At 38.2% G+C, this 13,437-nt stretch carries 11 protein-coding genes; 5 read left to right on the forward strand and 6 right to left on the reverse strand.

Annotation, left to right across the window (positions count from 1 at the left end; genetic code table 11):
* Nucleotides 1-125: 125 nt before the first annotated feature.
* The 6 genes from mioC to rpmH all read right to left on the reverse strand — a co-directional run bounded on the left by mioC (nt 126) and on the right by rpmH (nt 5,826).
* Nucleotides 126-575 (reverse strand): FMN-binding protein MioC, encoded by a 450-nt coding sequence (mioC, locus tag I6E80_RS19410; RefSeq protein ID WP_170072867.1) that lies wholly within the window; start codon nt 573-575, stop codon nt 126-128.
* Between the two features lie 1,104 nt (nt 576-1,679).
* The gene (mnmE, locus tag I6E80_RS19415) at nt 1,680-3,044 is read right to left on the reverse strand and encodes a tRNA uridine-5-carboxymethylaminomethyl(34) synthesis GTPase MnmE (RefSeq protein WP_007584209.1); all 1,365 of its coding nucleotides are present in this window, start codon (nt 3,042-3,044) and stop codon (nt 1,680-1,682) included.
* A gap of 166 nt (nt 3,045-3,210) precedes the next feature.
* Nucleotides 3,211-4,848 carry a membrane protein insertase YidC gene (gene yidC / locus I6E80_RS19420; protein ID WP_170072868.1) on the reverse strand — a complete coding sequence of 546 codons (1,638 nt, stop codon included), beginning with the start codon at nt 4,846-4,848 and terminating at the stop codon, nt 3,211-3,213.
* Between the two features lie 8 nt (nt 4,849-4,856).
* Nucleotides 4,857-5,132 (reverse strand): membrane protein insertion efficiency factor YidD, encoded by a 276-nt coding sequence (gene yidD, locus I6E80_RS19425; RefSeq protein ID WP_024599961.1) that lies wholly within the window; start codon nt 5,130-5,132, stop codon nt 4,857-4,859.
* Nucleotides 5,133-5,261: 129 nt separating this feature from the next.
* Nucleotides 5,262-5,684 carry a ribonuclease P protein component gene (rnpA, locus tag I6E80_RS19430; RefSeq protein WP_007584204.1) on the reverse strand — a complete coding sequence of 141 codons (423 nt, stop codon included), beginning with the start codon at nt 5,682-5,684 and terminating at the stop codon, nt 5,262-5,264.
* Nucleotides 5,685-5,691: 7 nt separating this feature from the next.
* On the reverse strand, nt 5,692-5,826 hold the full coding sequence (rpmH, locus tag I6E80_RS19435) for a 50S ribosomal protein L34 (RefSeq protein WP_004335215.1): 135 nt from the start codon (nt 5,824-5,826) through the stop codon (nt 5,692-5,694).
* Nucleotides 5,827-6,344: 518 nt separating this feature from the next.
* Between rpmH and dnaA the strand changes: the two genes are divergently transcribed.
* From dnaA to glyQ, 5 genes are all read left to right on the forward strand, one after another.
* On the forward strand, nt 6,345-7,733 hold the full coding sequence (gene dnaA / locus I6E80_RS19440; protein ID WP_010555148.1) for a chromosomal replication initiator protein DnaA: 1,389 nt from the start codon (nt 6,345-6,347) through the stop codon (nt 7,731-7,733).
* A 13-nt stretch (nt 7,734-7,746) separates the two neighbouring features.
* On the forward strand, nt 7,747-8,850 hold the full coding sequence (gene dnaN, locus I6E80_RS19445; protein WP_024599960.1) for a DNA polymerase III subunit beta: 1,104 nt from the start codon (nt 7,747-7,749) through the stop codon (nt 8,848-8,850).
* 15 nt (nt 8,851-8,865) lie between these two features.
* Nucleotides 8,866-9,960, forward strand: a complete 1,095-nt coding sequence (recF, locus tag I6E80_RS19450) for a DNA replication/repair protein RecF (protein WP_024604765.1) — start codon at nt 8,866-8,868, stop codon at nt 9,958-9,960.
* 12 nt (nt 9,961-9,972) lie between these two features.
* Nucleotides 9,973-12,399 carry a DNA topoisomerase (ATP-hydrolyzing) subunit B gene (gyrB, locus tag I6E80_RS19455; protein ID WP_024599958.1) on the forward strand — a complete coding sequence of 809 codons (2,427 nt, stop codon included), beginning with the start codon at nt 9,973-9,975 and terminating at the stop codon, nt 12,397-12,399.
* Between the two features lie 135 nt (nt 12,400-12,534).
* The gene (glyQ, locus tag I6E80_RS19460) at nt 12,535-13,437 is read left to right on the forward strand and encodes a glycine--tRNA ligase subunit alpha (protein WP_007584197.1); all 903 of its coding nucleotides are present in this window, start codon (nt 12,535-12,537) and stop codon (nt 13,435-13,437) included.

The following is a 13,437-nucleotide window of genomic DNA, read 5'->3' on the forward strand; positions in this document are numbered from 1 at the left end:
AGTTGGATCTTATCCAATGGATAAGCATGCTTTAAAACGCAGTTTATTCAATCTTTATCCACAAAACCTATTAAATTATTAGTAAATTGTGGGTAACTTTATATATAACTTTTTACTTGATCTATCTATTTTATGCCTGTTTGAGTTATCCAAGAGTCTAACCATGTTAATGCAGTGTCTTCTGGTAGTGCTTCATCGAGAATATTAAGCTCTAAACGTTCAGCTACTTTTATAGCGCCTTTTTGAGTTAATAAGGCATCTATATTACGTCCTGCTAGGTTATAAGTATCATAACTAGTGTCGCCTAAAGCGATTACAGAATATTTTAATTCAGATAAATCATCTGCTTGAGCTACATCTTCAACAAAACTAATAAGATTTTCAGGGTAATCACCTGCACCATAAGTTGATGTGCAGATTAACCAAATGGTATTTTGCTGATCAATATCGCTAAATTCAGGTTGATCATGTAGTTGCGTAGTAATACCAAGGTTATTAAGCGCGTCGCTTAATTGCTCTGCAACATACTCGGCCGATCCCATTTGGCTGCCGACAATAAGATTTACTGAACTCATGAATATTAGTGATCACATTGGTTTTAATTACCGCCTATGATAACTGAGTGAGGATAACAGTAAAGTTAAGAGTGCTTTTTTGTATAACTATTTTTGCGGTAATTTTACACTCAATCAAAATTGTGTCTTTAAGTTATTGATAATGCGATGTTTAACAAATTATCTTTAAATGTAATCTTCTGATCAAGTTGTTGATAACAGTGGGGAAAGCTCTGCTTAAAGTGTTTTTTTAGGTTGTTTTATATTCGCTAAGTTATTGATATTACTTGTCAGTAAAAAATTAAATTATAAATATCCCAATTAAAAATACATGTTGATCATAATGTGGATATAAAGCCTGTTGATAACCTTAAATTTAGATCGAAAATAATTTTTAAAAATGATCTAATAAAGCAGATCTAATGAAATTAATTAAAAATAAGTTCATAAATAGATAAATTACAATTGATCATGAGGTTTTTGCAGCTGATTTACCTAGTTTTGGTATTTATTTGAGCTGAAAATTAGGTATTGTGGATAAGTGATCTCGGTATTTTTAATTTTATGCGAATTTAGAGCTGCTATTTTTATTAATTTTGCTGGTGGAGTTAGCAGATCAAAAGTTTTGAATACTTAGCAGTTGAGTTATTTTATTTAAAAATCACAGTGATCATCAAATTATATGTTGTCAAAAGTAAGCTTTTTAGAGTACTAATCAGTGTTTTTTAGCTCTTTAATTGAGCGAATAGCATCATTTTTTGCGTGTATGGGGTGTGTTTTAGTGCATTTTTGTGAGCTAAAGTAAGTATAAGGAAGCCATTTATAACTACTTTTTGTATGACATATAACGCTATTAAAGCGTGCGCTTGTTTGAAAATGTAACTATTTTAACCTAAATAATAGGTGTGATTTTTGCTATTAACTCCTCAATAAGCACTCTCATTATTGTCTACTCTATATAATCAGAGCTCTCTGGCACGTAATAAAGATAGTTTTGGATATGATTTTATTGGCAGTAATTTGCAGGCATCAGGTGTATAAATATATATTTTAAAATGAAATATTTTACATAAAAAAAGAGCACCTAAGTGCTCTTATAATAAAAATATATCTGTAATAGTGTGTTTATTTACCAATACAAAACGAGCTAAATATTTTGCCAAGTAAGTCGTCTGAGGTAAATTCACCGGTTATTTCGTTTAAATACTGCTGTGTTAAACGCAGTTCTTCAGCGAGTATTTCACCAGCAATGTGCATTTCTAACTGTGTTTTACCCGTTTCTAAATGATACGCAGCACTTTCTAGTGCATCTAAATGACGGCGACGGGCCATAAAGCCACCTTCTGTTGCGCCTTGGAAGCCTATACAAGCTTTTAAATGCTCGCGAACGAGTTCAATGCCGTCAGCATTTTTAGCACTTAAGCTAATGACCGGGTATTGTTGCTCTTGCTCCATTCCTACTATGTCGCCAGATAAATCAGCTTTATTTCTGATGACCGTAACCCCCATACCTTCTGGTAATTTTGCCATAAATTCAGGCCAAATTTTGTGCGGGTCAGTATCTATAGTATCAGTGCCATCAAGCATAAATAAAACGCGATCGGCTTGGTTTATTTCATCCCACGCACGCTCAATACCTATTTGCTCTACTCTGTCTGGGCTTTCGCGTAGGCCTGCTGTATCTATAATATGCAGTGGCATACCATCTATATGTATATGCTCTCGTAGTACGTCCCGAGTGGTACCGGCTATTTCTGTTACGATTGCGGCTTCACGACCGGCTAGAGCGTTAAGCAGGCTTGATTTACCCGCATTAGGGCGGCCTGCAATAACAACACGCATACCTTCGCGCATTATGCTGCCTTGCTTGGCTTGATTGGTTACAGTGTTAAGCTGAGTAATAATAGCGTCTAAGTCGCCTGACACTTTACCATCTGATAAAAAATCAATTTCTTCATCAGGAAAATCTATTGCCGCTTCTACATACATACGTAAGTGAATCACTTTTTCTACGAGTGTTTCTATGTGCTTAGAAAATTCACCTTGAAGAGACTGTAGGGCGCTTTTAGCGGCTTGCTCGCTAGTGGCATTAATTAGGTCGGCGATGGCTTCTGCTTGTGTTAAATCAAGCTTGTCATTCATAAATGCGCGCTCAGAAAACTCACCAGGCTTTGCTAAACGAACGCCCTCTATTTTACTAATTTCTTTAAGTAACATATCCAGCACTACAGGACCCCCGTGGCCTTGTAATTCAAGTACGTCTTCACCAGTAAATGAATTAGGACCTGCAAAGTAAATGGCAATACCTTGATCAAGTTGCTCGCCAGCAAGGCTTTTAAATGGCACATAATCGGCGTAGCGGACTTTAGGTATTTTACCTACTACTTTTTCGGCGACACTTTTAGCAAGGCTACCTGAAACGCGAATAATACCAACACCACCACGTCCAGGTGCTGTTGCTTGTGCTGCAATTGTATCTTGATTGATCATGCTATTAATTTACCAACGGTGAGTAACTTTATGCCCGCATTGTAACCTATCGATTTATTGGTAGCGAATAGCTGTGGTGAAAAACAGGCAATAAAAAAGGCGACCGAAGTCGCCTTTATATAAGTAATATACTCAAACCATCTTGATGTGGCTTGGGTATAGGCAATTAGCCTCTTACTTTAATTCCTTTCTTTTCCATGCCACGGTAGATGATTAACATCTGGACAATAGAAATAAGGTTAGACACTAACCAGTAAAGAACTAAACCAGATGGGAACCATAAGAAGAATACAGAGAAGATAACCGGCATAAAGGTCATCATTTTTTGCTGCATTGGATCAGTAACCGTCATAGGTTGTAGCTTTTGCGTCACAAACATACTCGCACCAAATAATATCGGTAATACGTAGTACGGGTCTTGTGCAGAAAGGTCAGTTAACCAAAAAATAAATTCAGCATGGCGAAGTTCAGTAGACTCTAAGAATACGTAGAACAAGGCTAAGAAAATTGGCATTTGTAGCAAAATAGGGAAACAGCCACCCATAGGGTTAACTTTTTCTTTTTTGTACATTTCCATAGTTGCTTGGCCGAACTTTTGACGGTCATCACCAAACTTTTCTTTAAGAGCTGCCATTTTAGGCTGTAGGGCACGCATTTTTGCCATTGAAGTGTATTGCGCTTTAGTTAGCGGGTACATTAACGATTTTACGATAATAGTGATGGCAATAATTGCTACACCCCAGTTACCTAAAATGCTGTGTAACCATTTTAGCAATACAAATAAAGGTTGCGAAATAAACCATAACCAACCGTAATCTACAGTTAAGTCTAGGTCTGGGTGAATCGCTTCAAGAATATCTGATTCTTTCGGGCCCATATAATAAGTAGCAGTTAGTGTTTGCTCACTACCTGCTTGAATATTAACAGCAGGGTCTTTAGCACCAATAATAGCGGCATTACTTTTCGTAATTAAGCTATAAATAGTATTTGATTGATCCTGCATTGGAACCCAAGCACTTACAAAGTAATGCTGTATAAATGCAACGTAGCCACCTTGTGTGCTTTTATTTAGGTTTTTATCAGCCATATCAGAAAAACTATACTTTTCGTAAGGTTCTTCATCAGTACCGTATGCAGCACCTAAATAGTTTTGATCAACCATGCTGCCTTTTTCTTGTACAGTACGCTTAATTTGCGTGTATAGCTGAACTTGAAGAGGTGTGCTGGTGGTGTTGTTAATTTTGTATTCTAAGCCTACGTCATACTGACCTTTTTTGAATACATACGTTTTAGTAAAATTAACACCATTACTATCAGTAAACTGAAGTGGAACGCGAAGCACATCACCCGTTAAGGTATATGACTTTTGTTCGGTACTATAAGTAGGGCGACCATTCGCTGATCCGTCAGGGCCATTTAAACCAATTAAGCCACTTTGTGAAAAGTATTGTCTACCTTCAATAAGTTCACCAAGGAGCATAAAAGGCGTTTCACTGCCTTTTGTCTCTTCGTATTGAAGAAGGTCTGTTTCAACAATGTCACCGCCTTTGGTGTCAATTTTAACTTTAAAAACGTCAGTCGTAATTTCAATAACTGAACGCTTAGCTAAAGTTGCTGAAGCAGGTAACTCTGAATCTGACGATGAAGGAATATAATCATCCGACTCTGGTGAATTTGCTTGTAGTGTTTGTGTTGTGGCACTTGGATCGACTTTAGGCTTGTTGTAATCATTATCCCATTCTTGGAACAATAAAAACGACACTAGCATTAGGCCAATTAATAAAAACGTGCGTTGCGATTCCATAACAGCTCTTATTTCTCGTGTTGGTGGTTAATATGGGTTAATTTTTCAGGAACGGGGTCGTCTCCGCCTGAATGTAAAGGATGGCATTTTAGTATGCGTTTTAAAGCTAACCAACTACCTTTTATAAACCCATGCAAATTAATTGCTTGAATTGCATAACTAGAGCAGGTTGGATTAAAACGACAATGCGGACCTAACAGCGGGCTAATCCACTTTTGATAACCGCGGATAAATAACACTAAACAAAACTTCGGTAAAGCAACAAGTGGTTTAAGTAACCTCATGATGTTTATGCCCCTACTTAAGTTTAGTGAGATAGATATCATGTGTTTAAAGACTCAATTAGAAAATTTAAATGCATGATTAAAAGGTGAGCTAAAGATACATTAATTAACCCTGCAATTCTATTGCAATTAGGTTTGTTTATTAGATTTAGCTGATTTGTTTGGGCGTTTCTTAAAAGGTGGCGGTTTAGGTGCACCTGGTTTACAGCGTTCGTTAATTTTTCGCCATAATTTAGTAAGTTGTTTGGTTATTTCTTCATTAGACTGCTCATCAATACCATTTTTGACCATAAGCACAATATCAATATTATCGATGCTGTGTTGATTTAAACGAAAACTTTCGCGAGCGAGACGTTTAATACGGTTTCGTTGGCATGCCTTTTTTACACGTTTTTTAGCAACAGTAAGACCTAACCGAGGTTTTTCTTGGTCATTTGGTTTAGCTAATAGAGTAAAGAAAGGAGTTGCAGCCCGAGCGGGTTCATTAAATATGCGAGAGTAATGCGAGGGAGTTAACAGACGTAACTCCCTGCCAAAGCTAAAGTCTTCCACTTATAAATTAAGCAGAAAGAACTTTGCGGCCTTTAGCGCGGCGACGTGCTAATACTTTACGGCCATTTACAGTTGCCATGCGAGCACGGAAGCCGTGTGCACGTTTGCGTTTTAAAACGCTAGGTTGAAAAGTTCTTTTCATAACAATCTCATCCGATCGGTTAAAGTTAAAACATCCTATACAGGTCGCGATCCTGGCATAGGTGCCATTGCGAGCGCGAGATATTATAGAGTAAGTAATGTAAAGTCAATCATAATTACGTTAAGGGTATATAACCCACCTACTACTATATGAGAGATCATGTAAGGCGATCTGTTAGGATCATCATAAATAAGAAGTTTTCCACAGCCCTTGTATAAAAAGTGAATAAAAGCAGGGGAAAAGTAAATTGGATCGTAAATTTGGTTCGCGATCTTGGTGTTATTTTGTTATGATCTCCTCTCAGGATCTAAAATAAAAACTGTTTTAAATCAGCTTGTTAATGATTTTATACATCGATATCAACAATTTTATAAAAATCAATCTTTTACTTGTGGATAAAGTGTCTTCATAATACGCGGTCTTGGGTCGCTTATTGGACCATTTGAACGTAATAAATGTATGATTTATAATCATTAATGATGTGCGGGAATAAAAATTATATCTCTGGGAGTTTAACTGTGTATCTGTCGGTTTGGCAAAGTTGTTTATATGTATTGCAAGATGAGTTGCCTTCGCAGCAATTCAGTATGTGGGTAAGACCGCTACAAGCAGAAAGTACCGAAGATACCTTGACGATTTATGCACCTAATCGCTTTGTGCTTGATTGGGTGAGAGAAAAGTACCTAAATAGAATTAACGAATTACTAGTAGAAATTTGTGGTGTTGAAGCACCAAAACTACGTTTTGATGTAGGTAGTAAACCTTTATTAAATGCACAAGCTGCACCGGTTATAGAAACTCAATCAGCACCAAGTGCACACGCTTCAGCAAAACAACAGCCTCGCGAGCAAAAGCCAGTTGTTGAACCTGCACCTAAGTCAGGTTACAAATCTAACATTAAAGAAAACTATACTTTTGATAGCTTTGTTGAAGGTAAATCAAACCAATTAGCAAAAGCTGCGGCCACACAGGTTGCCGACAATCCTGGCTCTGCTTTTAACCCTGTATTTATATACGGTGGCACTGGTTTAGGTAAAACTCACTTATTACATGCAGTAGGTAACGGTATTATGGCAAATAAGCCAGATGCTAAAATTGTTTACATGCATTCAGAACGCTTTGTTCAAGACATGGTAAAGGCACTTCAAAATAATGCGATAGAAGAATTTAAGCGTTATTACCGTAGTGTTGATGCATTGATGATTGATGATATTCAATTTTTTGCTAACAAAGAGCGTTCACAAGAAGAGTTTTTTCATACCTTTAATGCATTGCTTGAAGGTAACCAACAAATTATTTTAACCTCTGACCGTTATCCTAAAGAGATTGAAGGCGTTGAAGACAGGCTAAAATCACGTTTTGGTTGGGGATTAACAATTGCGATTGAGCCACCAGAGCTTGAAACGCGTGTTGCTATTTTGATGAAAAAAGCCCAACAAAGTAAGATTAACTTACCACACGAAGTTGCCTTTTTTATTGCAAAAAAATTACGCTCGAATGTACGTGAATTAGAAGGTGCACTTAACCGTGTAATCGCTAATGCGAACTTTACGGGTCGTCCAATTTCTATCGACTTTGTAAAAGAAGCGCTACGCGATTTACTTGCCTTGCAAGATAAACTGGTTACCATAGACAATATTCAGCGCACTGTTGCTGAGTACTATCGAATTCGTATATCTGATCTGTTATCTAAGCGCCGCAGCCGCTCTATAGCGAGGCCGCGCCAAGTAGCTATGGCATTATCTAAAGAATTAACTAATCACAGCTTACCTGAGATTGGTGACGCATTTGGTGGACGCGATCATACGACCGTATTACATGCATGTCGTAAGATAAAATCACTACGTGACGAAAGCCACGAAATTAAAGAAGATTACCAAAATTTAATAAGAACATTGTCATCTTAGGGCTGACTTTATTATGCAAATAACAATATCAAGACAACAATTTTTAAAGCCATTGGTGCAAGTGTCTGGCGCAATAGAGCGCAAGCACACGTTGCCAATTTTATCTAACGTATTGTTAGTGGTAGAAAACGGACAACTTTCAATGACGGGTACTGACCTTGAAATTGAACTAGTTTCTGGTGTATTTGTAGGTGATGATATTGCCGATACAAAACTAACGTTACCCGCTAAAAAGTTACTCGATATTTGTAAAAGTCTACCTGATGGTTCAGACATTACTTTAAGCTTGCAAGAGCATCAATTACTTTTAACTAGTGGTAAAAGCCGTTTTTCATTAACGACTTTGTCTGCTGATGATTTTCCTAATTTAGAAGAGTGGGACGGAGAGGTTGAATTTCAACTTACTCGCTTAGAGCTTCGTAAGTTACTCGAAAGCACGCATTTTTCAATGGCAAATCAAGACGTACGTTATTACTTAAATGGTATGTCGTTTGAAGTAGATAATACCGATATAAAAACAGTGGCGACAGATGGTCACCGTTTGGCTATAGCGCAAAAGCAATTAACGCAATCGCTTAATACTCAACGCCAATTAATTATTCCTCGCAAAGGTGTGCAAGAAATTATGCGTCTTATGGTCGCTGACGACGAATTGGTAACAATTCAGTTTGGTGCCAACCATATTCGTATCATCGATCTTGAGTTTACATTTACAAGTAAACTAGTTGATGGGCGCTTTCCTGATTACCGTCGAGTATTACCACGCGGTGGGGATAAGGTAATTACAGCTAACCGTGAATGGTTACGAAATGCGTTTCAACGAGTGTCTATTTTATCTAATGAAAAGTTTCGTGGTGTACGCTTAAACTTATCAAACGGTTTATTAAAAATTACGGCTAACAACCCAGAGCAAGAACAAGCTGAAGAAGTTGTTGAAGTAAGTTACGAAGGTGCTGACCTAGAAATCGGGTTTAACGTGTCTTACGTATTAGACGTACTAAACACACTAAAAACAGAAGACGTACTATTTACATTAGCTGACTCAAATAGCAGTGCATTAATTGAAGGTGCAGGCGATGAAGAAGCAATGTATGTTGTTATGCCTATGCGTTTATAAGATTATAAATACATAATGAGCTTAAGTCATTTGAGCCTCAAATATTTTCGTAATATTGAGGCACTGACGCTAGAACCAGTCAATGGCGTTAATATAATTTATGGTGAAAATGGCAGCGGAAAAACCAGCCTTTTAGAGGCTATTTATTACCTTTCTCACGGCAAATCTTTTCGTACTCCAAAACACAAAAGTATTATCGCGCATCAGCATGAGCAGTTTGTAATTCACGGGCGCAAAACAATTCACGACTTATCTATTCCTATTGGCATTAGCAAAACTCAAACGGGTGAAACTAATTTAAAAATCCAAGGAAAAGCGAGCCGTAAAATATCTGAACTAGCTCAACTCATGCCAGTGCAAATTATTACACCAGAGAGTTATTCCTTATTTTTTGGTGGGCCGAAAGAGCGTAGAAAGTTTTTAGATTTAGGTTTGTTCCACGTGGAACATGAGTTCTTTTTTTTGTGGCAATCGTTTAATAAAGTACTTAAACAGCGTAATGCATTGTTAAAAACTAAGCCAAAGAATTATTTTGACCAAATTAAGTTTTGGGACAAAGAATTTGTTAGACTGGCTGAAGAAATAAATAAATTAAGATTGGCGTATATAAGTAGGTTTAAGCAGCAGTTTTTTGATAAAATGTGTGCAGAATTAACGCTTGTACGTGATTTAGAAATGACCTTTAACGCAGGCTGGAAAGAGACCGAATCTCTTGCAGATGCGTTAGAGCAAAACTTTGAGCGAGATGCTCGCCAAGGGTTTACAAGTAAAGGCCCTCATAAGGCCGATTTTAGTTTTAGTGTCGCTGGCAACAGCGTGGAGAATACATTCTCACGCGGTCAATTGAAGCTATTATTGTATGCGTTAAAAGTTACGCAAAATAGCTTAATTGAGTCAGAGACAGATAAGCAATCTATATTGCTAATAGATGATCTACCTTCAGAGTTAGGCGAAGATACAAAAGAGAAAGTGGGACAATTACTTGCTCACTGCAGTTCTCAAATTTTTATCTCTTCAATTTTGTCTGAAAGTATTTCTGCTGTGGTGGAACCCATGCAACGAGAACTACAAATGTTCCACGTGAAACATGGCAACCTAATAACAAGATAAGTGGGATTAACCATGTCTGAGAATTATGACTCGTCGAGTATTAAAGTACTTAAAGGATTAGACGCAGTAAGAAAGCGTCCTGGAATGTATATTGGGGACACCGATGATGGCACAGGCTTACACCACATGGTGTTTGAGGTCGTTGATAACTCGATCGATGAAGCCTTAGCAGGTCATTGTGATGATATTTATGTAACGATTCACTTAGACGGTTCTGTCTCAGTACGAGATAACGGTCGTGGTATTCCAACTTCTATCCATGAAGAAGAAGGCGTATCAGCAGCCGAAGTTATTATGACGGTACTTCATGCCGGTGGTAAGTTTGATGATAACTCTTATAAAGTATCAGGTGGCTTACACGGTGTTGGTGTTTCTGTTGTAAATGCACTTTCAGAAAAGCTAAAACTTACAGTTCGCCGTGAAGGTAAACTTCATGAGCAGTTTTACACTATGGGCGTTCCAGATGCACCTCTAGCTGTTATTGGTGACTCTGAAACTACGGGCACTGAATTACGTTTTTGGCCAAGTGGTGAAACATTCACAAACTTAGATTTTCATTACGAAATTTTAGCTAAGCGTTTACGCGAGCTTTCATTCCTAAATTCAGGTGTGAGCATCATTTTAAATGATGAACGTGAAGAAAATAAATCTGATCACTTTAAATACGAAGGCGGTATTCAAGCTTTCGTTGAATACTTAAACCGTAATAAAACACCTATACATAAAGGTGTATTCCATTTTACTCACGAACGTGAAGAAGATGGTATTAGCGTTGAAGTATCAATGCAGTGGAATGATGCATACCAAGAAAACATTTACTGTTTCACAAATAATATTCCACAACGTGATGGTGGTACTCACTTAGCCGGTTTTAGATCAGCGCTAACACGTACACTTAATAACTACATGGAAAAAGAAGGCTTTAACAAAAAAGCTAAAACAACCAGTAATGCTACCGGTGATGATGCCCGTGAAGGCTTAACGGCTGTTGTTAGTGTAAAAGTTCCTGATCCTAAGTTCTCATCACAAACTAAAGACAAGCTCGTTTCAAGTGAAGTTAAGTCTGCAGTTGAACAAGCAATGGCTGAAAAATTCACTGAGTTTTTATTAGAAAACCCAACTGATGCCAAAATTGTTGTAGGTAAGATTATTGATGCCTCACGTGCTCGTGAAGCGGCGCGTAAAGCCCGTGAAATGACTCGTCGTAAAGGTGCAATGGACTTAGCTGGTTTACCAGGTAAGCTAGCCGATTGCCAAGAAAAAGATCCTGCCCAATCTGAACTATATATAGTGGAAGGGGACTCTGCTGGCGGATCAGCCAAGCAGGGACGTAACCGTAAAAACCAAGCTATTCTTCCACTTAAGGGTAAAATCTTAAACGTAGAAAAAGCACGTTTTGATAAAATGTTATCTTCGCAAGAAGTAGCAACACTAATTACTGCATTAGGGTGTGGTATTGGTCGTGACGAATATAATCCTGAGAAATTACGCTATCACCGTATCATCATCATGACCGATGCGGACGTGGATGGTTCTCATATTCGTACGTTACTATTAACATTTTTCTATCGTCAAATGCCTGAAATTGTAGAACGCGGCTATATTTATATTGCTCAACCACCACTTTATAAAGTGAAAAAAGGTAAGCAAGAGCGTTATATTAAAGATGACCCTGCATTAGTTGAATACCTAACATCGCTAGCTCTTAATGGTGCTGCGTTGTATGCAAGTACAGATGCACCAGCTCTTGAAGGTGAAGCACTAGAAGAAATCGTTCACGATTATCAAAACACAGTTAAAGTAATTGAGCGTTTAAAACGTAAATACCCTAACACGGTAATGGAACGCTTAATCTATCAAACAGAGTTAAAAACGGATGACCTTTCTGACGAAGCGAAAGTAATTGCTTGGACAAAAGAGTTAGTTGATGACCTAGTTGAACGTGACGAAGATGCGACTATTTTCCATGCAGGTACAGAGCATGACACTGAGCGTAATATGTATTACCCGGTTGTGAATATTCGTCAGCACGGTGTTGATAAAGCGCACGTACTTCATTATGACTTTATTGCGTCACGTGACTACCAACGCATTGCTGTGACTGGTACTCACATCGCAAACATCCTTAGTGAAGGTGCATATATTCAACGTGGTGAGAAAACAAAACCTGTTGATAACTTTGTGGATGCTTTGGAATGGTTGATCACAGAATCTAAGCGTGGGATCTACATTCAACGCTATAAAGGATTAGGCGAAATGAACCCTAGCCAGCTGTGGGAAACAACAATGGATCCTAGTGCTCGTCGTATGTTACAAGTAACTATTGAAGATGCTGTTGGCGCGGATCAATTATTTGCAACCCTAATGGGCGATCAAGTTGAGCCTCGTCGTGAGTTTATTGAAAATAACGCACTACGTGTAGTTAACCTAGACGTGTAAAAATATTACTTACATTGAAAAAGGAGCCTAATGGCTCCTTTTTTATTTTCTACACAAACTGCTTAAAACCTGAGTGTACACACGGTATACTAAGGGTAATTTTCACGCTACTTCTTAGATAGTAAAAAGCCAAATATGCAAAAATATGACGTAAAAACCTTTCAAGGTTTGATCCTGGCTTTACAGGATTATTGGGCGCAGCAAGGCTGTGTCATTATTCAACCACTTGATATGGAAGTGGGCGCAGGGACATTTCACCCGCAAACATTTTTAAAGTCTATTGGTCCAGAGCCAATGGCAAGTGCATACGTGCAACCGTGTCGTCGTCCTACCGATGGTCGTTACGGTGAAAATCCAAATCGCTTACAACACTACTACCAATTCCAAGTTGTTTTAAAGCCATCGCCAGATAACATCCAAGAGCTTTACTTAGGCTCTTTAGCGGCTATGGGTATCGATACACTAACTCACGAAGTTCGTTTTGTAGAAGACAACTGGGAATCACCTACATTAGGTGCCTGGGGCTTAGGTTGGGAAATTTGGTTAAACGGCATGGAAGTAACGCAGTTTACCTACTTTCAACAAGTAGGCGGTATTGAGTGTTCACCTGTAACAGGTGAGATTACTTACGGCCTAGAGCGTTTAGCAATGTACATTCAAGGCGTAGATAGTATTTACGACCTAGTATGGGCAGACGGGCCGTTAGGGCGCGTAACCTACGGCGACGTATTCCATCAAAATGAAGTAGAGCAGTCTACTTACAATTTTGAACACGCAAACGTAGAAGACTTATTTGCTCAGTTTGATAAATGTGAAGCAGAGAGCCAAAAGTTAATTGAAGCAAACTTACCACTACCGGCTTACGAGCAAGTAATGAAAGCATCGCATGCCTTTAACTTACTAGACGCACGACACGCTATTTCGGTAACAGAACGTCAACGTTATATTTTACGCGTTCGTGCGTTATCAAAAGCGTGTGCACAAAGTTACTATGACAAACGCGAAGCGCTTGGTTTCCCGCTGTGTAAGGATAAGTAA

Source organism: Pseudoalteromonas sp. NSLLW218 (assembly GCF_015864775.1).
Lineage (GTDB): Bacteria > Pseudomonadota > Gammaproteobacteria > Enterobacterales > Alteromonadaceae > Pseudoalteromonas.